Raw genomic sequence first — 22,923 nt, 5'->3', positions numbered from 1 at the left:
CGGCCGGAGCTCAATAATAATTCCTCTAAACTCAAAGCCTCCCATGCAAACGCGGGAGGCTTTTTCTGTTCAGGGACAGCAGCGCCAGAGCGGCCCGCGCGGACAGCATTGGCGCCGGGCGGCGCGGGGGTTGCGGAAGCTGAGGTCAATCAAACGAGCGGCGCTTTCGCTGGCGCCCCGTCGTTGGTTTGATTTTGCAAAGATGCGATCAGAAAGCGCGCTGGACTCGAACGCGGCCTTCATATTCGTTCTCGCTGCCCTTGAAGCCCGGCAGGCCGACAGAGTTCAGCACGCTGTCGGGCGCAAGACCCGCCGGACGCGACTGGGATACGTTGACATACATAAACTCAGCGCCGACGTCGAAGCCTTTGATCGGCGTCCAGACGAGGTTCGCGCCAACGCGCGTGTTCGTGAGGTTTGCGGCGCCAACGGCCCCGCCAAAGCCCGCAAGCGCATTGTTCGAATAATTGATGGCCGCGAAAGATCCAAAGAACGCCGAGGCAAGGGTTGGCAGCCAATAGTGCTTATAGGCCCCCGTTACGGAAAAACCCGATTGCTGCTCGCAGATGCCGCTGAGGGTGAAGATGCAGTCGTATAAATTGGCGTTCCAGCCAGCGCCGCCGTCGGACGGGGAATAGCCTGAGCCCGTGAAGCGATTGTTCGAGACGGCGCCATAGGATGAAGAAAGATTATCGCCCCAGATGTAGCTGACCGCCCCTTTTTCATAGGCCGCTTGCAGCCACAGCTTGTCGCCCGGCGAGAGATAATCGGCGTTCAGCTGAACGCCGGTCTGCGCCGCCCAGCCATAGGCGTTCGCGCTCGCAGCGGGAGAAGCGTAGGACGCGCTCGCAGGACTGGCGGAGGTGGCGTAGAGGCTGCCGCGCGCTTCGTGACCCGCGGCGGACACCTGAACCGAGCCCCAGGGCTGATCGACGCGGACATTGCCGACAATATCGGGCCAGGCCGTCCCCGACGGAGCGCCGGCGAAGGATGTTCCGGAGACGCCGCCGACCCGGATATTCTGGATCGAACCTCCGGCGTAAGAGGTGCTCGCGACCGTGCTGCCGATCTGAGCCTCGCGCGCATTCTCATCCTCCAGCGAGATCGTGCCGGAAAAGCCGTCGCCGAATGTATGGGTATAGGCGAGCAATTGCGTCGTCGCCGAAGATCCGGCTATTCTTTGAAAATTATAGGCGTTTGCGTAAAAGTCGAACATCGACTGCGCGCGGCCCGCGGTCAGGCCCGCGAACTGGATGAACGCCTTGTTGATGACGGTCGTCGCGCGCGTCACGCTGTTTCCGGCGCCGGCGTTATAGGGGTTCGCGGCGAAGCTGGAGGCTGTGCTCCAGGACCCGACATTCCCTGCGCCGGTCCCGACAAAAGCGTCCATGCGGAAGAAGGCGCGCAGGGTTCCCCAAGGCGTGCCGGTGCGGGCGTCCAATTCGACGCGGCCGAGCGCATCCCACCCGGCGTCATCACGCGAGCGCGCGTTCGAAAATTGCGCGACGGTCGGAATGTAACCCCAGGCCGTGGAGCCGCCGCCGTTGCGCACGGGATTGGAATAGATCCAGGGGTTTGAAGTCCCGCCCTTGCCCGAAATCATGCCGGTGGCGCCAATCGGGGCGACGCTGTAGCCGGCGTTAAAGGACTGGACCTCGGAAAGGGCAAGGCCGCCGATCTTAAGACAGGTGTCTGTGCCGGGCACAAAGAAGAAGCCCGCCCCATAGGCGTCGCAGACCCTCACATAGTCGATAGGAGCCTCAACCGTCGCCGCAGGCGAATCTGCCGCATGCCCCTCGGGCGCGCTCGCCAGGGCCAAAACGGACCCTAGCAGGAGGCCCTTCAAGAGCATCATGTCAAACCTCCGATTGAAGACCCAATCAGGACCGGCCTGGCATCCGGCGCCACAGCGGCAGTAACAATTGCCTTCGCGAAGCTTAAGATTTGGACTGTCCAAGCATATTTTGGTCCCGTTCTTTGCTCGGATCAAACCGCATTATAGGCCGCGTCGCCCTGACCGCCAATTGCGTTCTATCGAATCGAAGATCGGTTCTCGCCTCCCCTCTTGCTCGCATCGCCACCCTAGACGCGAGCCGTATCCGGGGAAACAGATTTCAGGCACAAGACCGCGTTTCAGTCATTAACTGTGGCGTTAGTGCAACCTTTACAAGAGGCGGCGGCCAAGATCGGTCGCTGGAGGGTCTTGCCATCGCCCTAAGGGTCGGGCATATGTGCCAAATCAACGGAGACCGCGCAGCCATGCGCCGCTCCGCTGGTTTGGAGATGTGGCCGAGAGGCTGAAGGCGGCGGTTTGCTAAACCGTTATAGGGTTGTAAAGCCCTATCGAGGGTTCGAATCCCTCCGTCTCCGCCAACCAGCCTCCAGCGGCTCGCTTCAGGTCTGTTCAGGCTGGGACGGGTGCGGCGCTGGGCCCGGTCCGGAGTAAACGCAATGTATCTGGCTGGATTTCGACTTGACCGTTTTCGACGCGGCGGCGCTGGCGGCCGAGGACGATCGAGGGCTTTCTTGCCAGCGACGGCGTCGCTCGCCCTCGCCATAGCGGCCGCCATGTCCTCGCCGGCGAGCGCCGCTCCCGAACCGCCGACGGGCTTGTGGTTCACCAAGAATGACGGCTCGATCATCAAAATCGCGCCTTGCGGCGCGGATTATTGCGGCACGCTGATCTGGCTGAAAGAGCCGAACGGCTTCGATGGAAAGCCCAGGATCGACAAATATAACGAGGATCCCGCCAAAAGGGGGCGGTCACTGGTCGGGATCGAAATCCTCATAGATCTCGCGGCGGACAATGACCGTTGGCGCGGCAAAGCCTATAATCCTGAGGACGGCAAAACCTATGACATCACCTTCAAGGTCGTGCCGGACAAAATGACCGGCGATAAGGCGGAAATCGAAGGTTGCATCCTGAAGATTCTTTGCAAGACCGACGTTTTCACCAAAACGCAAGCCGTGCCGAAGGACGCGACGCCGGCGCCATAAATGGAGCCCTTGCGCCAGCGCTTGCATTCGCATCGGCGGGGCCGCATTGATCGGCCCGTGAGGTCCAGGTGGATGGTACTGTAGTGTTTCGTCGCCGTCAGCGAAGTTTGAGGCTTTTGCGTCCGCTTGCCCGAGGAGCCTTGTCCGCTAATCCTTGGGCCCTTGGCTCGGGGCCATCGTTCGGCCCGGCGCAAGTCTTTCCTGCGAGGCTGGCGATCGCCCTTGTCTGCGCCACGGCATCGATGGCGGGCGCCATGGCGCAGGAGCCAAATCCCAAGGCCAAGCCAGGCCTCATCATGCCGCTCCCTCCATCGCGCCCAGCCAATCTGGGCTCGCCGCCAGCCGCCGCCATCCCGGCCCCGGTCGCGCCTCCCACGGCCGCGCCACAGCCGCCAGCACCCGATACAGCTCCCGCCGCTCCCGTTCAAAGCACGACGGCGAGGCCGCATCCCTTGCCGGTGGCCTCGCGTCAAAGGATGCATGAGTGCGGCGCCGAATGGCAGAAAATGAAAATGGACGGATCGGCGAGGGATAAGACCTGGCATGATTTCGCGGAGATCTGTCTCGCTCGATAAAGTGAGACCAGCTGCGGTGCGATCATCGCGCGATTGGCGTCTTGCTCGAACCGAGCTTCACCCCGGCGTCGCGCCGGGAGAGATGAGTCGACGACGCGAGCGCCTTCATCAGACACGGCGACATTTGGAGTCGCTCATCGCCTCGTCATCTTTGCTCCGGCTTTGATGGATCAATCAAAAAAAACGGAGACAGCCCGCGACGAAATCGTGGCGCGCAGGCAGCGCGTTGCATACGGCCGAGGCCGGCTGTCTCCATGCATTCGCAAACGGTCGAGATCCGCAGCCGTTAAGCCGACTCCGGCGGAGTCGCCGGCGGAGGCGCCTTTGGCTTGCGGGGCGCGGCTTTCTTGACGGCGGCTTTCTTGACGGCGACCTTCTTGACGGCGGCCTTCTTGACCGCGACCTTCTTGACGCTGGCTGACTTCGCGGGGGCCTTGCGCGCCGTCGACTTCACCACAGCCTTTTTCGCAACCGTCTTTTTGGCGGTCGCCTTTTGCGCGACGGCTTTCTTGGCCGGGGCTTTCTTGGCGACGGTCTTTTTCGCAACGGTCTTTTTGGCGACGGTCTTCTTTGTCGCCATTTTCTTCGTCGCGGTTTTCTTCGCCGGCGCCTTCGTAGCCACTGTCTTCTTCACAGCGGCCTTGGCGGGCGCGCTCTTTTTCGCAGCCGAAGTTTTCTTCGCTGCTGTCTTCTTCGCAGCGGTCTTCTTCGCTGGCGTCTTCTTGGTTGTTGCCTTAACCATGCTCGAACTCCCCTCCGATAAAACGTCAGTCGGTTCATGCGCCGACTAGAGGCGTGCATAGCGTAGCGTTGTTAATAAGACGCGCAAGAGGCGTTGCGATCCAGGCGTCATCATCACATGCGAAGACGCCATCGCTGGCGGCGTCAAAAACACATCGGCGCCAAGCGCGAAGAGCAAGCCGAGCGATCGTCATTCAATCGCACGCCGCCCGTGATGAGCCGCCGATGATCGGGCGAAACACACCGCCATTAAACGATGAAAGGCATCTCCAAAAGCCTTCGCCGGCATCCGTTGCCTAAATACAAAGCCATTGTTTTTTGAGGCTCTATTCAATTTTTGAAATTCATTCGAAGGCGCATACGGCAGTCGTGCAAAGCGCACTTCGAGCGAATGCAAAGCCAAGGAGCAACGCGCGGCAAGGGCTGTCAAAGCGCGTAAACAAGGATGAAAATAGATCCATTCGTCAGACTCGAATGGCAAACGTCAGCCGGCGATTTTGCAAGACTGCAGGCGCCAAAAAAAAATGCTGGCAACTTCAAAAAAGATACGCCGCGGGGCGCGCCCGGCGTTTCGAACAACGATCGAGTCGCGAATCATCCAAAGTGATTCGCGACTCGCATTCCACCGCCCGTGACTCGCAATCGCATCGCGGCGTCGAAACGAGGCGCCGCGCGAGGCTTGCGCGTCAGATGCCGAGCTTCGATTTCAGCTCATCATTGACGGCTTGCGGATTGGCTTTGCCGCCAGTCTGTTTCATCACCTGGCCGACGAACCAGCCAAGCATCGAAGGCTTCGCCTGCGCCTGCGCGACCTTATCCGGATTGGCCTTGATGATGGCGTCGACCGCGGCCGCGATGGCGCCGACGTCGGTCACCTGCTTCAGGCCGCGCGCCTTGACGATAGCTTTTGGATCGCCGTCCTTCTCTTCATTGATGATGATGGCGAGAACGTCCTTGGCGATCTTGCCGGATATCGTGCCGTCGGCGATGAGGTCGACGAGCCCGGCGATCTGGCCGGGCTTGATATGTGTCTGCGCGACCGGCAGCCCGACTGAATTCGCATAGGCTGCAACGTCGCCGGTGATCCAGTTGGCGACGAGCTTTGGATCGCGCGTCACGCCGCCGAAGCCGACTGCCGCCTCATAATAATCGGCGGTCTCCTTATCGGCGACGAGCACGCCGGCGTCATAGGGCGGCAGCCCATAGTCCTTGATGAAACGCGCCTTCTTGGCGTCCGGCAATTCGGGCAGCCCGGCCTTCAGCCGATCGACATAAGCCTGATCGAACTCGAGAGGCAGCAGGTCGGGATCGGGAAAGTAGCGATAGTCGTGCGCTTCTTCCTTGGAGCGCATCGAACGCGTCTCGCCGCGCGCGGGATCGAACAGGCGCGTCTCCTGCTGGATGACGCCGCCGTCTTCGATGATGCCGATCTGGCGGCGCGCCTCGGTCTCGATCGCCTGGCCGATGAAGCGGATCGAATTGACGTTCTTGATCTCGCAGCGCGTGCCCAAAGGCTCGCCCGGCCGGCGCACCGAAACATTGACGTCGGCGCGCAAGGAGCCCTGCTCCATATTGCCGTCGCAAGAGCCGATGTAGCGCAGGATCGTGCGCAGCTTGGTGACATAGGCGCGCGCCTCATCGGACGAGCGCATGTCGGGCTTCGATACGATCTCCATCAGCGCGACGCCCGACCGGTTGAGATCGACGAGCGACTCCGTCGCCGACTGATCATGCAGCGATTTGCCGGCGTCCTGCTCGAGATGCAGCCGCTCGATGCCGACTTCGATCTGCTCGGTCGGCGACACGTCGACCGTGACGACTCCCTCGCCGACGATGGGGCTCTTGTATTGCGAGATCTGATAGCCCTGCGGCAGATCGGGATAGAAATAATTCTTGCGGTCGAACACCGAGCGCAGGTTGATCTGCGCCTCAAGGCCAAGCCCCGTGCGGACAGCCTGCGCCACGCATTCCTCATTGATGACCGGAAGCATGCCAGGCATCGCCGCGTCGACGAGCGAGACATTGGCGTTGGGCTCATTGCCGAATTGCGTGGAGGCGCCGGAAAACAGTTTCGATCGCGATGTGACCTGAGCATGGATCTCCATGCCGATCACGACTTCCCAGTCGCCGGTCGCGCCCTTGATGAGTTTGGATGGTTTTGCGTGCGTGTTCATGACCGTTCCCTGCTCGCCAGATCGTCTTTGCCCATGGCGTCTATCATCGCGTCGTCTTGCTCAGTTACGCCCACCATTTTTGCGGCGGCTTCACCTTCGGCGCCGCGTCTTCGATGACCTTCGCGACTGCGAACAAAGTCTCCTCATCGAAGGGGCGCCCGATCAGTTGCAGGCCGAGCGGCAGCCCTTCGCTCGACGCCCCCGCGGGAACGGCGAGGCCGGGCAGGCCCGCCATATTCACAGTCACCGTGAAGACGTCGTTCAGATACATTTCGACCGGATCGGCGGAGCCCTTTTCGCCGAGGCCGAAAGCCGCGGACGGCGTCGCCGGAGTCAGGATCGCATCGACGCCCTCGGCGTAGGCGCGTTCGAAATCGCGCTTGATCAAGGTGCGGATCTTCTGCGCCCGCACGTAATAGGCGTCGTAATATCCGGCCGAGAGGACATAGGCGCCGATCATGATGCGACGTCGCACTTCCTTGCCGAAGCCGGCTGCGCGCGTCGCTTCATACATGCCGATGATGTCCTTGCCCGGAACGCGAAGGCCGTAGCGCACGCCGTCATAGCGCGCGAGGTTCGACGAGGCTTCCGCCGGCGCCACGATATAATAGGCCGGCAAGGCATAGCGCGTATGCGGCAGCGAAATGTCGACGATCACGGCGCCCGCCTCTTTCAGCCATTCGACGCCCTGGCGCCAGAGCGCGTCGATCTCGGCGGGAATGCCGTCAAGCCGGTATTCTTTCGGAATGCCGATCTTCAGGCCTTTGACGCCGCGCCCGAGCGCGGCCTCATAGTTCGGCACCGGCGTATCGACCGACGTCGTATCCTTGGGATCATGGCCCGCCATCGAGCGCAGAAGGATCGCGGCGTCCTGAACCGTGCGGGCGATGGGTCCTGCCTGATCGAGCGAGGACGCGAAAGCGATGATGCCCCAGCGTGAGCAGCGCCCATAGGTCGGCTTGACGCCGACGGTGCCTGTGAAGGCCGCCGGCTGGCGGATCGAGCCGCCGGTGTCCGTCGCCGTAGCGCCAAAGCAGAGCCGCGCCGCGACCGCCGCAGCCGAGCCGCCGGAGGAGCCGCCGGGAACCAGCGGCGCGTCGGAGCCATTGCGCCGCCACGGCGAGATCACCGGCCCGAAATAAGAGGTCTCGTTCGACGAGCCCATCGCGAATTCATCGAGATTGAGCTTGCCCAGCATCACCGCGCCGTCGCGCCAGAGATTTGCGCTGACGGTCGACTCATAGGCCGGCGTGAAGCCTTCGAGAATATGGCTCGCGGCAGTCGTCGGCACGCCTTCCGTGCAATAGAGGTCCTTGATCCCAAGAGGTATGCCTTCGAGCGGTCCCGCCTCGCCCTTGGCGATCCTCGCATCGGACGCCGCCGCCATCGCCAAAGCCTTGTCCGGCGTCTCGGCGAGGAAAGCGTTGAGGGTTCGCGCCTTCTCGATCTCGGCGATCTGCGCGCGCGCGAGATCGACGGCGGAGACTTCTTTCTTCAGAAGCGCATCGCGCGCCTCAGTGAGGGTAAGGTCGGTGAGTGCGGTCAACGTCGCGTCCGTTCTGCCTTGAGTTATCGTTCCGGGTTGTCGAGCGCCTGAACGCTTCTATTCAACCACCTTCGGCACCTTGAAGAAGTGGTCGTCGCGCTCCGGCGCATTGGCGACGATGGCGTCGGCGATCCCGCCATCGGTCACGACGTCGGGACGTTTCTTCATCGGCATCGGCATGACCGAGGTCATTGGCTCTATTCCCTCGACGTCGACGCTGGCCAGCTCCTCGACAAAGCTCAAAATGGCATTGAGCTCCTCCTGCAGATGTGGCACGTCTTCATCGCTGACCTTGATACGAGCAAGATGCGCGATACGCCGCACGGTCGCCTGATCGACGGACATGAGTTCTTCCTTGCCATGATTACGAAGAGGCAGCCTATAGCACCGGCAGTCGGCGCTGGGCAAACAGCGAGGCGATCGGCCGCACGCGGAGGGTTCCCGCAAGGAAAAGTCTTCGGCCCGCGCCGCCGCCCGGATGTCGGCGATATGGGCGCGGCCGCCCGAATTTTCATCGCCGCCGGCGCAAATACAGGAATTTTTTCGTGAAACAGGAAGTCTTGCATCGCCTTCCAAACGCGCCGGCCGGGCGTCCGCCCGTCCTTTTCGTCCACGGGGCGTATAGCGCCGCCTGGATCTGGGAGGAACATTTCTTACGCTTTTTCGCCGATCGGGGTTATCCCGCCTACGCCGTCTCCCTGCGTGGTCATGGCGCGAGCGAAGGCGATCTTTCGAGCGCGTCCTTCAGCGACTATGTGGACGACGTCGAAATCGCCGCCAAAGCGATCGGCGGCGAGCCGGTTTTGATCGGCCATTCGATGGGAGGCCTCGTCGCCCAGCATTATCTCGCCCGCGGCGGCAAGGCGAAGGCTCTTGTGGCGCTCGCCTCGGCGCCGCCCTCAGGGCTTCGATCGTCGGCGCTGCATATGACGATGTTCGCGCCGGACGTGCTGTTCCAGCTGGCCCTGCTGCAAAGCCTCGGACCCGATTGGACATCGCCGGCGGTGATCAGCCGGGCGCTTTTTTCCAGCCGGTCAACGCTCGAATCCAAATCGGGGCTTTTTCAAAAAATTCAGCGGGAGTCGCCCCGCGCCAGCGCCGACTTGCTGGCGCCGCCGGCGCTCAGCCTCTTCGATGCGGGTAAAAAAACCCCGACCTTTGTGCTCGGCGGCGACGCCGATGTATTCCTGCCGCGCTCGGCCCTGCAGGAGATCGCCGATTTCTGGCAGGGCGACCTCGAAGTGCTGCCCGGCGCGCCGCATGGGCTGATGATCGACACGGCATGGCGTGACATCACCGCCGAGAAGATCATCGCCTGGCTCGACGCCAAGGTCGCGGCCTAGAGCATATTCCGATCAGATCGGTTTGATCTGATTGATAAGAATATGCTCAAGCTTTTGAATCTGGAGCGATTTCTGATCGATCGAATGACTCCATTCGATCGGAAAACGCTCTAGCCGCAGCGGGCGCGCGCCAGCCGCCCGATCAGCTTGCTTGCCTCGCGCAACCACAGCACCGAGCTCGCCACCGCGGCGCAGAGAAGCCAGTCGCCCGCGCTAAGGCCCGTGGTCGAGAAAGCCTCCTGCAGAAAAGGCAGATAGATCACGCCAGCCTGCAGGAGGAGCGAAAGACCGACTGCCCCCCACACCCAGGGATTTGCGGCGGAGCCGCTGAACGCGCTACGCTCATCGGAGCGCGCATTGAAGACGTTGAACAGCTGAAACATCACCAAGGTCGTGAAGGCCATCGTTTGAGCGTGGCTGATCGTGCCTGTGCCTTCGATCAGGCCGCCCGGAAGCGACAAATCGAGCACAAGCAGCGTTCCAACAGCCATCACCGCGCCGACGAAGAAGATGCCCACCCACATCCGGCGCGTAATCACGCCTTCCCCGCGCGGGCGCGGGGGCTGGTTCATAATTCCCGGATCAGGGGGATCGACGCCGAGCGCCAGCGCCGGCGCCCCGTCTGTGACGAGATTGATCCATAGAATTTGCGTCGCCGCCAGCGGCAGGACGACGCCGGAATCTCCCACAGCTCTCAACCCGAGCGTCTGGGTCAAAAGCACTCCAAAGAACATGGTCATGACTTCGCCCATGTTCGACGAGAGCAGGTAGCGCAGAAATCGTCTGATGTTCGAAAAGATGGCTCGGCCCTGCTCGACCGCGGCGACGATGGTGGCGAAATTATCGTCGGCGAGCACCATGTCGGCGGCCTGCTTCGTAACTTCCGTCCCGCTCACGCCCATGGCGACGCCGATATCGGCTGTCTTCAGGGCGGGCGCGTCGTTGACGCCGTCGCCGGTCATCGCGACCGTCATGCCTTCGCGCTGCAACGACTTGACGATCCTGAGCTTATGTTCGGGATCGACGCGCGCATAGACCGAGACGTCGCGGACCGTCCGGTCCAAGACATCGTCCGGCATCAATTCGATCTCCGCGCCTGTGACAGCGCGGCCGTCGTCGCAGATGCCGAGTTCCCTCGCAATCATAGCCGCGGTCCTCGGATGATCGCCGGTAATCATGATGGGGCGGATGCCAGCGCCCTTCGCGCGCGCGACGGCCTCTCTCGCTTCGTCTCGAGGCGGATCGATCATCCCGATCAGGCCGAGAAAGACGAGATCATGCTCCACCGCATCATCGAATGGTCGATGCGCTGAGGCGGCTTCCGGCAGCGAACGGAAGGCGACGCCGAGTACGCGCAAGGCTTCGCCGGCAAGCTCGTCGTTGACGGCGAGTATTTCCGCGCGTCGCTTCGCCGTCAAAGCAATGGCCTTTTCACCGACACGTTCGTGCGAGCAGCGCGCCAGCACGGCGTCCGCGGCGCCCTTTGTAAAGACCAGCAGGCGCTCCGCTCGTTCGGCATCGGCATGCACCGTGCTCATCAACTTGCGCTGCGAGGAGAAAGGCAGCTCTCCAAGGCGCTCGAAGCGACGATTCAACTCTTCCGGTTCGAGCCCCGCCTTGCGTGCGGCGACAAGCAGCGCGCCCTCGGTTGGATCGCCCTGCACTGTCCAGCGTCCGCCGTGATCCACCAGGACTGCGTTGTTGGCGCAACCGGCTGCGATAAGCGCCCACGACACTTCGGCTTGCAGCACGTCGCCGAGCGGCCCGCCATCGCAGCTCAACTTCCCATGCGGATCGTAACCCGTTCCGGCGAAGTCAGCGCGCCCTTGCGCGGTCACGGCGACGCGCGCCGTCATCTCGTTCTTGGTGAGCGTGCCCGTCTTGTCCGACGCGATGACAGTTGCGGAGCCGAGCGTTTCGACAGCCGCGAGGCGGCGGATGATGGCGCGCTTTTGCGCCATACGCTGGACGCCGAGAGAAAGCACCGCCGTTACGATCGCCGGCAGGCCTTCCGGCACGGCGGCGACGGCGAGCGCCACGCCGAAGATCAAGACATCGATCACGGCCCGAAAACCGCGCACGTCCTCAACGAAAAGAATCGTCGCGATCATCACCACGGCGATCGCCACGACGCCCGCCCCGAGCAGCTTGCCAACGTGGTCCAGCTCCCGCTGCAACGGTGTCGGCTCGGCCGGCGCTTGCATCAACATGCCGGCGATGCGCCCCATTTCCGACCGCATCCCTGTCGCCGTGACGACCGCGCGGCCGCGACCGTAAGTCGCGGCGGAGCCGTTGAAGATCATGTTGCGCCGATCGGCCAGCGCGACCTCTCCAGAAATCGCATCAATGTCCTTCGCCACCGGCACGCTCTCGCCGGTCAGCGCGGCCTCGGCAATCTGCAAAGAGGTCGATTCAATCAGCCGCGCGTCGGCGGGGACAGTGTCGCCTTCCTCGATCAGGATGATGTCGCCCGGCACGAGCTCGGCCGCCGGAATTCGCGCTCTCTCGCCGCCGCGAACCACGTTGGCGTGCGCCGTCGACATCCGTTGCAGCGCGGCGGCGGCCTGCTCCGCGCGAGCCTGTTGGACATAGCCCATGATGGCGTTGACAAGAACGATAGCGATGATCGCCATAGCTTCGAACGGCAATGCCGAGTTGCGCTCATAGAGCCAGCTCGCGGCAGAGACGAGCGCTGCGATCAGCAGCAGGATTACAAGAACATCCTTGAACTGCGCCGCGAATTTACGCCATCGGGGCGTTGGTTTTTCGGGCGTAAGCTCGTTCTGGCCATATTGGCTGAGCCGCTCGCGCGCCTGCGTCTCGCTCAATCCGGATCGCCAATCCGTATGGAGCGCCGCCAGCACCTGATCGACCGACCGTTGATGCGGCGCAATCGTCGATTCTATGCTGTTGCTTCCCACCGCGTCTTTATGCGGAGCCGGCGACGAGGATGGCTGATGGTCTCGCGCCGGATCATCGCAGGCTTGGTCCCGTTCGCTCTCCACCATCACGGCGCTCGCTCCTTCGCCCGGTCGTTTACCGCTGAAATACGCTCGTCCAGATGGTCGCACACAAAAGCGTCAACCACGATGAATTGCGGCTAACGGAAGCGAGTTGCAGGCTTCGCGTTCCGGAAAGCGCCCGGCTTCAAAAGCCATGCCGCCAGAGCCCGCTCTTCAGTAAATCTGGCTGCCGCCGATTGGCAGCGCGTCCACCCTGACGTTCGCGCCTTTGAGCGCCTCGACGAATTCGCGCGGGTCCTGCGCTAGAGCGTCAAAGGTGCCATAGTGGCACGGCACGACGGCCTCGAATGCGAAAAAACGCCTGACCGCGAGAGCCGCCGTTTTGCCGCTCATGGTGAAGCGGTCTCCAACCGGCACGAGGCCGATTTTGGGCTGATGGATTTCTGCGATCAGGGCCATGTCCAGGAAAATGTCGGTGTCGCCCATATGATAGACGCTTGGACCGGCCTTTGGCTTGATGACGACGCCGTTGGGGTTGCCAAGGTAGATCGACTGCCCGTTCACGACGGTCCCCGAGGAGTGGAGCGCGTCGGTGAAGCTGACGGCGAAAGCGCCGCAATCGATCGTGCCGCCGGTGTTGCCTGGATTGATGTTTGCTGCGCCCTGCCCTTGCAGGAACATGCAGACCTCGAAATTCGAGATCACCTGCGCCCCCGTCGCTTTGGCGATGGCGGCGGCGTCGCCGATGTGATCGTCATGGCCATGCGTAAGGATGATATGCGTCGTTCCTTCGGACGCCTGCTCTACTGTCCCGGTGAATTTCGGATTGCCGCTGAGGAACGGGTCGATCAGGATGACCGCCTCGGGCAGCTCGATCCGGAACGCCGAATGTCCGAGCCAAATCAGTTTCATCTTTAAGTCTCCTGGCGAAAGCGAAATCGTTTTAGAATCCGGCAGCCGCGCCGGAAAGGCTTTTTCGCGCAGATGAGGATCACGGCTTCGAAAAGGCTGCGCGTTTTCGGCTGAACCATGCGATGCAGGCGGGATGTTCGATCATGGACTCTTCGATTGAAGCCAACATGACCGGAAGGAAAGGCGGAAAGGCCGAATGGCTGCGGAAATTCTGGATATCATCGACCTCCGGCCGCGCTTGGGCGCGCGTCAGCGTCTCATCGGCGTCGATCTCGGCACGAAAACCATCGGCCTTGCGCTCTCCGATGTCGAGCGCCGCATCGCAACCCCGCTGGAGACGATCAAGCGCACCAAATTCACGCAGGACGCCGCCCGGCTGATCGAGCTCATGGACAAATTCGAGGTCGCAGCGCTGGTCATCGGCCTGCCGCTGAATATGGATGGATCGGAAGGACCGCGCGTGCAATCGACGCGCGCCTTTGTGCGCAGCCTCGGCGCCCTCATGACGCGGCCTTTCGTCTATTGGGACGAACGCCTTTCGACCGCCGCGGTGACGCGCTCGCTGATCGAGCAGGACGCCTCGCGCGCCAAACGCGCTGAGGTGGTCGACAAGATGGCGGCCGCTTACATCCTGCAAGGCGCGCTGGACCGGCTGCGCTGGCTCGCCGACGCGCCATAGCAGAGTTGTCCTCGCCCCGGAGCGAACGCCCTGCATTTTGACGTGCGCCTTTTTCCGGCGCCTCCGCGCCTTCGCGGTCGCGCTTTATGTGTTGGCCTTGCTTTGCGCCATCCGGCTTTGGCCGAGGCGGCTGTGCCAACGCCCGTAAGCGAAATAGATCGCAAGGCCAATCGCCAGCCAGATGGCGAATCTGATCCAGGTGTCGCGCGGCAGGCCGAACATTAAAAACACGGAGGCCGCGGCGCCGAGCGGAGCGACGATAAAAACCGCCGGCGCCCTGAATGGCCGATGAATCTCCGGATGCGTTAAGCGCAGCACCAGGACGCCGACGCAAACGATGGTGAAGGCGAATAGAGTGCCGATGCTCACCAATTCTCCGACGAGGCCGATCGGCAGCAGGCCCGCCATGATCGCGACGACGGCGCCCATCAGCAAGGTCGTGATATAGGGCGTTCGAAAGCGCGGGTGCACCCTGGCGGCGATCGCAGGCAGCAAACCGTCCCGCGCGATCGAAAAAAGGACGCGTGTCTGGCCGAGAAGCAGCACGAGCACGACAGAACTCAATCCGAGGATCGCGCCGAATTTGATCACCGGAGACAGCCAGCCGAGCCCGATCATGTCGACGCCGAGCGCGATCGGGTCCGGCACGCTCAGACGATCGAACGGAACAATGCCGGTGAGCACAAGGCTGACCAGCACATAAAGAACGGTGCAGATGAGGAGCGAGCCCAAAATGCCGATCGGCATGTCGCGCTGCGGATTTTTGGCTTCCTGAGCCGCCGTCGAGACCGCGTCGAAACCGATATAGGCGAAAAACACAACAGCCGCGCCGCGGATGACGCCGCTCCAGCCATATTCGCCAGGGCCTGCGTTCGGAGGGATGAAAGCCCCTGAGGGATTGCTCGCCGTCGCCCAGTTCGATGTGCTGAAGGACCAGATTCCAGCGAAGATGAAAATGACGATGATCGCCAGCTTGATCGCGACGATGACATTATTGACCTTCGCTGATTCATGGATCCCGGCGATGAGCAGCGCCGTCAACAGGAGAATGATTGCGACAGCTGGAGCATTGCAGAGAGCGCCCGTGTGCGTCCAACGCTCGCTCGCCGGATCAAAAGCGAAGGGCGCGCCGTCCAGCACGGCCGGAACCACGATATGGAGATCGCGCAGGAAGCTTGTGACATAGCCGGACCAGCCGATGGCGACGGTGGCTGCGCCGAAAGCGTATTCGAGCAGAAGGTCCCAACCGATGATCCAGGCAATGAATTCGCCCATAGTGGCGTAAGCGTATGTGTAGGCGCTCCCGGCGATCGGAACGGTCGAGGCCATTTCGGCGTAGCAGAGTCCGGCAAGGCCGCAGACGAGGCCGGCGAGGATGAAAGACAGGCTGATCGCCGGACCTGCGTAAGCCGCCGCCGCATGCCCCGTCAGGACGAAAATGCCGGCGCCAATGATGCAGCCGATGCCGAGCGAAATGAGACTCGTCAATGAAAGCGTGCGGTGAAGATTGGGGCTTTCAGAGCCGAACTCGGCCTCATGCGCTTCCGCCTTCAACAGCGCGACTGATTTCCTGATCCAGATGTTCCCCACGTTTGCCCTCGCTCAAATTCAAGACGCGTCCTTTGCAACGAGATGCTCTGGGCTGCTGCTTCGCCAGGTCCCGCACGCCGCCGCGCCGCTTTCGCTTTGAACGAACGATCATGCCAGGACCATCGCCCCGGCCCATCGCCGCATCGCCAAAAAGTGTTGTCGCATGTCAGCGCAATGTTGCAAGGAACCTGCAAGAATCGTCCCGCCGGTCATGGCGTTGCAACCCGACAGCGCGGCGCCGGCGCCGGAAAAAGGAGACCCAATGACGAAAACGCCGGGCGATTTCGATGTCGTCGTCATAGGGGCCGGAGCCGCCGGACTGGCGGCCGGCACGCGGCTCGCAGCTGAAGCGCTGTCGTTCATAATCATTGAGGCGCGAGAGCGCATCGGCGGCAGAGGACTGACGCGGACCCTCAATGGTTTTCCTCTTGATCTCGGCTGCGGCTGGCTCCATTCCGCCGACCGCAATCCCTGGGTCGCGATCACCGAGAGCCTTGGACTTTCGATCGACAGAAGCGCGCCCGCATGGACGAGACAAAGCCTCGATCGCGGCTTCAGCCAGCAGGATCAAGCAGCGTTCGCCGCCGCCTCGCAGGCGTTCCACGCGCGTCTTGAGGGCGCCGACGTCAGCGCGGGCGACTTTCCGGCAGCGCGCCTGCTCGATCCCGAAGGCGATTGGAACGCCCTCATCAACGCCGAAAGCGCTTTTATGAATGGCGCCGAACTCGACCGCGTTTCCACGCAGGACTGGAAGCGCTACGCCGACAGCGGCGTCAACTGGCGCGTCGCCGAAGGCTTTGGCGCGGCGATCAAAGCCTATGGCGCCGGCCTTCCGGTCCGCACCGGCTGCGCAGTCACTTTGATCGATCATGAGGGCGCAAACATCAGGATCGAAACCGCGCAGGGGCGCTTGAGCGCAAACGCCGTCATCCTGACCATTCCGACGAATTTGATCGCCAACGAAGCCATCGTCTTCAAACCGGCTCTGCCGGAAAAAATCCGCGCCGCCGACATGCTGCCGCTCGGCCTCGCCGACAAGCTTGTCATGACGATCGATGAGCCAGGGCTGCCGAAGGGCGGTCATCTCTTCGGCGACCCGAAGGCAACCGCGACGGGAAGCTATCATCTGCGCCCGTTCGACAGGCCGCTGATCGAAGGTTTTTTCGGCGGCGAACTCGCGCATGATCTCGAACGAAGCGGGCCCGGCGGCTTCTTCGATTTCGCGCGCGGCGAACTCCGTCATTTGTTCGGCGGCGCGTTCGCCGCCCGGCTCGCGCCCCTCAGCGAGACCGCCTGGGGGCGCGATCCATTTTCGCGCGGCTCCTATTCTTATGCGCGGCCGGGTCATTCCGAGGCGCGCTCAAGCCTCGCGGCGCCGGTCGACGGGCGGCTCTTCTTTGCCGGCGAAGCCTGCTCCAGGCATGGTTTTTCCGCAGCGCACGGGGCTTATGCTTCGGGAATCGCAGCGGCCGAGGGCGTCATCGCCGGGCGCCGGAAATCGCGGGCGTGACAGCACTGCGGCTTGACCGCGCGCCTTCGCATGGTGTCTCCTGCGGCGCCTCAAAAGCCAAGGACATCGTCCCCCAATGCCTCAGCCTTACAAGGTCGAGATCGCGACCTCCATCGCCAGGATCGATGCGGCGGAATGGGACGCTTGCGCCAACCCGGATGCGCGCTCCCGCGCTGCGAGCGATCGCGCAACGGCTGTGGCGGCCGCGCCAGCGCTTTTTAACGCTGTTGAAGAAGCCGAGGCGCGCGATGACGGCGAGCGTTTCAACCCTTTTCTGACGCACGCCTTCCTCAAGGCGCTCGAGACATCGAAGTCGGTCTCGCCCGCGGCCGGCTGGAGCAGCGCGCATGTGCTCGTCAGGGACGCCAATGGACGGCTGGCGGCGGCCGCGCCGACCTATTTGAAAAGTCATTCCATGGGTGAATATGTTTTCGATTTTGGCTGGGCCGACGCCTATCAGCGCGCCGGGCTCGACTATTATCCGAAGCTGCAGGTCGCCGCGCCCTTCACGCCCGTCACCGGCCGCCGGCTGCTGCTCTCCCCCGGCCACGGCGAAGCGGCGCGGCAGGCGCTCATAGCCGGCTTGCGCGCCTGCCGGGAAGCGGTCGGCGCCTCCTCGATCCATGTCACTTTCCCGACGAAGGCCGATTGGGAGGCGCTGGGATCGGAGGGATTTCTGCTGCGCACCGGTCAGCAATTTCACTTCATCAACAAGGGCTACGCGACTTTCGACGATTTCCTGAACGATCTTGCCTCGCGCAAACGCAAGATGATCCGGCGCGAACGCAAGGAGGCGCTGGCTGCCGGCGTCGAGATCGAATGTCTGACGGGATCTGACATCAAGGATGAGCACTGGGATGCGTTTTTCCTCTTTTATACGGACACCGGCGCCCGGAAATGGGGAACGCCCTATCTGACGCGCGCCTTTTTCGAGAGCATCGGCGCAGCGATGGCCGACGATATTTTGCTGGTGATGGCGAAACGCGCAGGCCGCTATATCGCAGGCGCGATCAACTTTCTGGGCAAGGACGCCCTCTATGGCCGCAACTGGGGCGCGATCGAAGATCATCCCTTTCTGCATTTCGAGGTCTGTTATTATCAGGCCATTGCGTTTGCTATCTCGCGCGGGCTGTCGCGCGTCGAGGCTGGAGCGCAAGGCGAACATAAGCTTGCGCGCGGCTATGGGCCTGTCGCGACCTATTCGGCGCATGAGATCGCCGATCCGCGTTTCGCCCGCGCCATTGACGATTATCTCAAAAGAGAGCGCCTGCAATCCGAGATGACGTTGGCGGATTACGCGGAGCAGACCCCCTTCAAGAAAGCGCCCTGAACAGCTTTGCGGCAAGCCTCTTGACCCCAGCTTGCGGCCTTGCCTAATCAAGCGATCTCTTTGAGGAGCTTGGGCCATGGCGTCGGCGACCTACGACAACAACAATATTTTCGCGAAAATCCTGCGCGGCGAGATTCCCTGTCAAAAAGTCTATGAAGACGATGTCGCACTGGCTTTCATGGACATCATGCCGCGCGCTGATGGCCATGTCCTCGTCATCCCCAAGGCTCCATCGCGCAACATTCTGGACGCAGATCCCGGCGCCCTCGGCGCGCTCATGGCGCGGGTCCAGACGCTGGCGCGCGCCGTCAAGACAGCGGTGGCGGCGGAAGGAGTGATGATCCTGCAGTGCAACGAGCCGGCCGCCGGGCAGACGGTGTTTCATCTGCACTTCCACATCCTGCCGTGCTGGAGCCATGTTGAACTGCGCCCGCACGCGGGCGATATGGTGAGCGCCGAAGCTCTCGTACCCATCCGCGACAAGATTATCGCGGCGCTCCAAGCCGGCTGAGCTTTTCGCTCCGCAAAACCAAAGAGGCCGCGACGACGCCGCGGCCTTTTCTTTTTCGGTCAGCCTCGCGGCTTCAACCTCAGTGCTTCGTCTCCGACTCGTCCGCGGCGCCAAAGGGCTCCGCTTCATCGTCGTCGGCAAGCGGCTCATCGTCGTCGCCCTCGCCCTCATCCGTCTTGAGACGGCGGGATTTGGCGCGGCGCACCTCCGGCTCCGGCCTCACGCGTTTCTTGCTGGCCTCGACGATGTCGCGCTCCGGCCGCGGCAGGATCGGACCTTCGGGGAAGACGAAGCCGAGCTTTTTGACGCCATCCTCTTCCGTGACCACCACACGCACCGCGCCGCCGTTCTTGAGGCGCCCGAAAAGCACCTCGTCGGCGAGCGGCGTCTTGATCGTCTGCTGGATGACCCGGCCCATCGGCCGCGCGCCCATCTGCTCGTCATAGCCATGCTCGACCAGCCAGCTGCGCGCCTCATCGGCGAGTTCGATCGTGACATTGCGGTCGGCGAGCTGAGCTTCCAGCTGCATGATGAATTTGTCGACGACCTTGACGATGACTTCCTGCGGCAGATGGCCGAAGGTGACCACCGCGTCGAGGCGGTTGCGGAATTCGGGAGCGAACATCCGATTGATCGCCTCGATGTCCTCGCCTTCCCGTTTGCCGCGGGTGAAGCCGAAGGAGGAGCGCTGCATGTCGGCAGCGCCCGCGTTGGTCGTCATGATCAAGATGACGTTGCGGAAATCGACCTGCTTGCCGCTATGGTCCGTCAGCTTGCCGTGGTCCATCACCTGCAACAGGATGTTGTAGAGGTCTGGGTGGGCCTTTTCGATCTCGTCGAGAAGCAGCACGCAATGCGGATGCTGGTCGATGGAGTCGGTGAGCAGGCCGCCCTGATCGAAGCCGACATAGCCGGGAGGCGCGCCGATCAGCCGCGACACAGTGTGGCGCTCCATATATTCCGACATGTCGAAGCGGACGAGTTCGACTCCGAGCGCGACGGCAAGCTGCCGCGCGACCTCAGTCTTGCCGACGCCGGTCGGACCGGAAAACAGATAGCTGCCGATCGGCTTTTCGCCATCGCGCAGGCCGGCCCGCGCCAGTTTGATCGCCGAGGTCAAAGCCACGATGGCGCTGTTCTGGCCATAGACCACGCGCTCCAGCGTCTCGGTGAGATGCTCGAGAACTTCGGCGTCATCCTTCGACACCGTCTTCGGCGGAATGCGCGCCATCGTCGCGATCGTCGCCTCGACTTCCTTGATGCCGATTGTCTTCTTGCGCTTGTTCTCGGGCAGAAGCATTTGACTGGCGCCCGTCTCGTCGATCACGTCGATCGCCTTGTCCGGCAATTTGCGGTCATGGATATAGCGCGCCGAAAGCTCCACCGCGGCCTTGATCGCCTCATTGGTGTAGCGGATCTTGTGGAACTCCTCGAAATAGGGCTTTAGCCCCTTCATGATCTCGATGGCGTCCGGAACCGACGGCTCATTGACGTCGATCTTCTGAAACCGCCGCACCAGGGCGCGATCCTTTTCGAAATACTGGCGGTATTCCTTATAGGTCGTGGAGCCGATACAACGCAGCGTGCCCTGCGCCAGAGCCGGCTTCAGGAGATTGGACGCGTCCATGGCGCCGCCGGACGTCGCTCCCGCGCCGATCACTGTATGGATTTCGTCGATGAAGAGAATCGCATTCTTGTGATTCTCGATTTCCTTCATGACCTGCTTCAGGCGTTCCTCAAAATCGCCGCGATAGCGCGTTCCCGCGAGCAGCGTGCCCATGTCGAGCGCAAACACAGTCGCTTCGGCGAGCACCTCGGGAACCTCGCTCTTGACGATCTTGCGCGCGAGCCCCTCGGCGATGGCGGTCTTGCCGACGCCGGGATCACCGACCAGAAGCGGATTGTTCTTGTGGCGGCGGCAGAGCACCTGAATCGTGCGCTGCACCTCGGCCTCGCGGCCAATCAGCGGATCGATGCGGCCTTCGCGCGCTTTCTTGTTGAGGTTGACGCAATAAGCGTCGAGCGCCCCTTCCTTCTTTTTTGAATCGCCCGCGTCCTTGCCTTCCTTCGCCTCGCGCGCTTCGGCCTCCTCGTCCGCGCCGCGCGGCGCTTTGGACGGATCGGAGAGTCCTGGACGTTTGGCGATGCCATGGCTGATGTAGTTCACGGCGTCGTAGCGGGTCATGTCCTGCTCCTGCAGGAAATAGGCGGCGTGGCTTTCGCGCTCTGCAAAGATCGCAACCAGCACATTCGCGCCGGTGACTTCCTCGCGGCCCGAGGACTGGACGTGAATGACGGCGCGCTGAATGACGCGTTGAAATCCGGCGGTCGGCTTGGCGTCTTCGCGGCCGTCGCTGACGAGATTGTCGAGCTCCTGGTCGATGTAGTCGCGAAGATTCTTCTTCAGATGATCGAGGTCGACCGAGCAGGCGCGCAGCACCGCCGATGCATCGCTGTCGTCAGTCAGGCTCAGAAGCAAATGCTCCAGCGTGGCGTATTCATGATGGCGCTCGTTAGCGACCGCGAGAGCGCGATGGAGCGATTGTTCGAGATTGCGGGAGAAGGACGGCATAGGCTCCAACCTCTCATTTCTTTTCCATGATGCACTGCAGGGGGTGCTGGTGCTTGCGGGCGTAATCCATAACCTGCGTTACTTTGGTCTCGGCGATTTCGTAGGTGAATACGCCGCATTCTCCGACGCCATGCTGATGGACATGGAGCATGATGCGCGTGGCTTCTTCCGGGCCCTTGTTGAAATATTTCTTCAAGACGGCGACGACGAATTCCATCGGCGTATAGTCGTCATTCAGAAGCAGGACCCGGTACATATTCGGCCGGCGCGTCTGCGTTTTGGTCCGGGTAATGACCGCTGTTCCTGAGCCCGGGCCGCCCCCCTCTCCGCCTTTTTGCGGGTCTTTTGCAGCAAAGATCGGCGCGTCGACGCCATTCGCATGAGTGCCCCTAAGACGAGCGCACGGTTGCGTCAAAGCTGGCCGCTCCATTCGAGGAAACGATCGTGCAAGAAGTCCGTCCGTCACCCCAATCCCCGTCCTAGCCAATGTTCGTTCAACCCAAATAGGTACGCTGCTTGCCAAACTCCAGTGAACAACGCGCGCGGCTTTCGAGCAAGAGAGAATTGGCCGCAGTGAACTGCGTTTCGGCCAACGCGTAAGGCTCGCTCCAGTTCGAAATGCCATCGTCACAGAAAATTTTAGGCAAAAATCGCGCCGCGGGCCGCAAGACCGGCGCGCTGGCGCGCGCCATCGGACATGGGCACAACAAAAAGCCCGGCAAAAGCCGGGCTGTAAGCGTGATGGTTGCTGAGCCGAATGAAGGATGCGCATCGAGCCGCCTGGGCTGGCGGCTCCCGCGCGAAGCTCGGCTTCATCGTCAAGGAGCGCGCTCCTGAGCATAAGTCAGGCCCGGAGCTCGAGCGTTGCTCCAACGCCTGGGAGCCGGATGATCCGGCGCCGGCGGTCGAGGCAACGCAGGAGCAATCGGCAGAGAGTTATTCCTTCGCCGCCTGCACCTTGGCGATCGCGAGCTCGATCGGCTTGAACGCTTCCTTGGCGAGGGCGGAATAAAGCTCCCCGAGCTTTGTCGCTTCGGCGACAAAATCGGCATAGGAGGTCTTGGCGTATTCGGTTTGAAGCTGAATCGCGGCGTCGAGCGATTTGACGCCAAGCAGTTTCTCGAGGAAAGCGGATCCGTTCTCCAGCGTCTTCTTTGAATAATCCGTCGTTTCAGCCGCGATGGACTGCAGCCCCTTCACGAAAGAGGAAGAAGAGGAGGTCGCCGACTCGAACTGCGCTTTGCCGAATTTCTGGAAGTCTTCCAACGTATTTGCCATGTTGATTTCCCTTGGTCGAGCTTGCGCCGACTCTCCCTAGCTCGAGGCGGCTGACTATGAGCGTTAAATGCTCACGCCATTTTTTATAGTGCGGCGCACAAATCACGTCAAGTTTATATTGCACTGCACCATTCTCATCCGTTAAGGGAAACGGGCCGGTTGAAACTGCTCTCTTAACCAAGCAGTAACCGAGGGGAATTAG

17 protein-coding genes and 1 tRNA gene are annotated in these 22,923 nt (G+C 62.0%); 7 read left to right on the top strand and 11 right to left on the bottom strand.

Annotated features, from left to right (window positions below; genetic code table 11):
* Positions 1 to 208 precede the first annotated feature (208 nt).
* Positions 209 to 1,855, bottom strand: a complete 1,647-nt coding sequence (locus tag SIN04_RS03640) for a porin (protein ID WP_341264220.1) — start codon at positions 1,853 to 1,855, stop codon at positions 209 to 211.
* Between the two features lie 424 nt (positions 1,856 to 2,279).
* Here SIN04_RS03640 and SIN04_RS03635 point away from each other — a divergent pair.
* Both SIN04_RS03635 and SIN04_RS03630 read left to right on the top strand, forming a co-directional pair.
* Positions 2,280 to 2,373, top strand: a tRNA-Ser gene (locus SIN04_RS03635).
* 153 nt (positions 2,374 to 2,526) lie between these two features.
* Entirely contained in the window at positions 2,527 to 2,997 is a 471-nt protein-coding gene (locus SIN04_RS03630) for a DUF2147 domain-containing protein (protein ID WP_166795835.1), read from the top strand.
* A gap of 861 nt (positions 2,998 to 3,858) precedes the next feature.
* Here the strand turns inward: SIN04_RS03630 and SIN04_RS03625 are convergent.
* The 4 genes from SIN04_RS03625 to gatC form a co-directional block, all read right to left on the bottom strand.
* Positions 3,859 to 4,314, bottom strand: coding sequence for a histone H1-like repetitive region-containing protein (locus SIN04_RS03625; RefSeq protein ID WP_134486227.1), 456 nt, complete (start codon positions 4,312 to 4,314; stop codon positions 3,859 to 3,861).
* A gap of 685 nt (positions 4,315 to 4,999) precedes the next feature.
* Positions 5,000 to 6,487 (bottom strand): Asp-tRNA(Asn)/Glu-tRNA(Gln) amidotransferase subunit GatB, encoded by a 1,488-nt coding sequence (gatB, locus tag SIN04_RS03620; protein WP_134486225.1) that lies wholly within the window; start codon positions 6,485 to 6,487, stop codon positions 5,000 to 5,002.
* A gap of 64 nt (positions 6,488 to 6,551) precedes the next feature.
* Complete coding sequence (gene gatA / locus SIN04_RS03615) at positions 6,552 to 8,033, bottom strand: Asp-tRNA(Asn)/Glu-tRNA(Gln) amidotransferase subunit GatA (RefSeq protein WP_134486223.1); 1,482 nt, start codon at positions 8,031 to 8,033, stop codon at positions 6,552 to 6,554.
* A gap of 57 nt (positions 8,034 to 8,090) precedes the next feature.
* Positions 8,091 to 8,378 (bottom strand): Asp-tRNA(Asn)/Glu-tRNA(Gln) amidotransferase subunit GatC, encoded by a 288-nt coding sequence (gene gatC / locus SIN04_RS03610; protein WP_134486222.1) that lies wholly within the window; start codon positions 8,376 to 8,378, stop codon positions 8,091 to 8,093.
* Between the two features lie 200 nt (positions 8,379 to 8,578).
* Here gatC and SIN04_RS03605 point away from each other — a divergent pair, with 200 nt between their 5' ends.
* Complete coding sequence (locus SIN04_RS03605; protein WP_134486220.1) at positions 8,579 to 9,376, top strand: alpha/beta hydrolase; 798 nt, start codon at positions 8,579 to 8,581, stop codon at positions 9,374 to 9,376.
* 110 nt (positions 9,377 to 9,486) lie between these two features.
* Here the strand turns inward: SIN04_RS03605 and SIN04_RS03600 are convergent, their stop codons facing one another.
* Together SIN04_RS03600 and SIN04_RS03595 are read right to left on the bottom strand one after the other, a co-directional pair.
* A complete protein-coding gene (locus SIN04_RS03600) occupies positions 9,487 to 12,384 on the bottom strand; it encodes a cation-translocating P-type ATPase (protein WP_134486218.1) in 2,898 nt (965 codons plus the stop codon).
* Between the two features lie 168 nt (positions 12,385 to 12,552).
* Positions 12,553 to 13,251: a metal-dependent hydrolase gene (locus SIN04_RS03595; protein WP_134486216.1), complete on the bottom strand. Its 699-nt coding sequence runs from the start codon at positions 13,249 to 13,251 to the stop codon at positions 12,553 to 12,555.
* Between the two features lie 196 nt (positions 13,252 to 13,447).
* Here SIN04_RS03595 and ruvX point away from each other — a divergent pair, with 196 nt between their 5' ends.
* A complete protein-coding gene (gene ruvX, locus SIN04_RS03590) occupies positions 13,448 to 13,930 on the top strand; it encodes a Holliday junction resolvase RuvX (protein ID WP_134486214.1) in 483 nt (160 codons plus the stop codon).
* Between the two features lie 84 nt (positions 13,931 to 14,014).
* Here ruvX and SIN04_RS03585 read toward each other — a convergent pair whose 3' ends face one another.
* Positions 14,015 to 15,520, bottom strand: a complete 1,506-nt coding sequence (locus SIN04_RS03585) for an amino acid permease (RefSeq protein WP_134486212.1) — start codon at positions 15,518 to 15,520, stop codon at positions 14,015 to 14,017.
* A 262-nt stretch (positions 15,521 to 15,782) separates the two neighbouring features.
* Between SIN04_RS03585 and SIN04_RS03580 the strand changes: the two genes are divergently transcribed.
* From SIN04_RS03580 to SIN04_RS03570, 3 genes are all read left to right on the top strand, one after another.
* Positions 15,783 to 17,030 (top strand): NAD(P)/FAD-dependent oxidoreductase, encoded by a 1,248-nt coding sequence (locus SIN04_RS03580; protein ID WP_341264219.1) that lies wholly within the window; start codon positions 15,783 to 15,785, stop codon positions 17,028 to 17,030.
* Positions 17,031 to 17,106: 76 nt separating this feature from the next.
* Positions 17,107 to 18,360: a GNAT family N-acetyltransferase gene (locus tag SIN04_RS03575; protein WP_134486208.1), complete on the top strand. Its 1,254-nt coding sequence runs from the start codon at positions 17,107 to 17,109 to the stop codon at positions 18,358 to 18,360.
* 76 nt (positions 18,361 to 18,436) lie between these two features.
* Positions 18,437 to 18,871, top strand: coding sequence for an HIT family protein (locus SIN04_RS03570; RefSeq protein ID WP_134486206.1), 435 nt, complete (start codon positions 18,437 to 18,439; stop codon positions 18,869 to 18,871).
* Positions 18,872 to 18,950: 79 nt separating this feature from the next.
* On the opposite strand, the gene clpA is transcribed toward SIN04_RS03570, so the two are convergent.
* The 3 genes from clpA to SIN04_RS03555 form a co-directional block, all read right to left on the bottom strand.
* The gene (clpA, locus tag SIN04_RS03565; protein WP_134486204.1) at positions 18,951 to 21,443 is read right to left on the bottom strand and encodes an ATP-dependent Clp protease ATP-binding subunit ClpA; all 2,493 of its coding nucleotides are present in this window, start codon (positions 21,441 to 21,443) and stop codon (positions 18,951 to 18,953) included.
* A gap of 13 nt (positions 21,444 to 21,456) precedes the next feature.
* On the bottom strand, positions 21,457 to 21,858 hold the full coding sequence (clpS, locus tag SIN04_RS03560) for an ATP-dependent Clp protease adapter ClpS (RefSeq protein ID WP_423135990.1): 402 nt from the start codon (positions 21,856 to 21,858) through the stop codon (positions 21,457 to 21,459).
* A 521-nt stretch (positions 21,859 to 22,379) separates the two neighbouring features.
* Positions 22,380 to 22,721 carry a phasin family protein gene (locus SIN04_RS03555; RefSeq protein ID WP_134486202.1) on the bottom strand — a complete coding sequence of 114 codons (342 nt, stop codon included), beginning with the start codon at positions 22,719 to 22,721 and terminating at the stop codon, positions 22,380 to 22,382.
* Positions 22,722 to 22,923: the final 202 nt, after the last annotated feature.

Source organism: Methylocella tundrae, assembly GCF_038024855.1.
GTDB classification, from domain to species: Bacteria; Pseudomonadota; Alphaproteobacteria; order Rhizobiales; family Beijerinckiaceae; genus Methylocapsa; species Methylocapsa tundrae.
Note: the sequence above shows the minus strand (reverse complement) of the source record. Positions and strands in the feature narration are given on the sequence as shown.

What these genes read in the sequence shown, in the direction of transcription:
- SIN04_RS03640 (WP_341264220.1), bottom strand. Translation starts at nt 1,855, where the DNA reads ATGATGCTCTTGAAGGGCCTCCTGCTAGGGTCCGTTTTGGCCCTGGCG.
- SIN04_RS03625 (WP_134486227.1), bottom strand. Translation starts at nt 4,314, where the DNA reads ATGGTTAAGGCAACAACCAAGAAGACGCCAGCGAAGAAGACCGCTGCG.
- gatB (WP_134486225.1), bottom strand. Translation starts at nt 6,487, where the DNA reads ATGAACACGCACGCAAAACCATCCAAACTCATCAAGGGCGCGACCGGC.
- gatC (WP_134486222.1), bottom strand. Translation starts at nt 8,378, where the DNA reads ATGTCCGTCGATCAGGCGACCGTGCGGCGTATCGCGCATCTTGCTCGT.
- SIN04_RS03600 (WP_134486218.1), bottom strand. Translation starts at nt 12,384, where the DNA reads ATGGTGGAGAGCGAACGGGACCAAGCCTGCGATGATCCGGCGCGAGAC.
- SIN04_RS03595 (WP_134486216.1), bottom strand. Translation starts at nt 13,251, where the DNA reads ATGAAACTGATTTGGCTCGGACATTCGGCGTTCCGGATCGAGCTGCCC.
- ruvX (WP_134486214.1), top strand. Translation starts at nt 13,448, where the DNA reads ATGGCTGCGGAAATTCTGGATATCATCGACCTCCGGCCGCGCTTGGGC.
- SIN04_RS03580 (WP_341264219.1), top strand. Translation starts at nt 15,783, where the DNA reads ATGACGAAAACGCCGGGCGATTTCGATGTCGTCGTCATAGGGGCCGGA.
- SIN04_RS03575 (WP_134486208.1), top strand. Translation starts at nt 17,107, where the DNA reads ATGCCTCAGCCTTACAAGGTCGAGATCGCGACCTCCATCGCCAGGATC.
- SIN04_RS03570 (WP_134486206.1), top strand. Translation starts at nt 18,437, where the DNA reads ATGGCGTCGGCGACCTACGACAACAACAATATTTTCGCGAAAATCCTG.
- clpA (WP_134486204.1), bottom strand. Translation starts at nt 21,443, where the DNA reads ATGCCGTCCTTCTCCCGCAATCTCGAACAATCGCTCCATCGCGCTCTC.
- SIN04_RS03555 (WP_134486202.1), bottom strand. Translation starts at nt 22,721, where the DNA reads ATGGCAAATACGTTGGAAGACTTCCAGAAATTCGGCAAAGCGCAGTTC.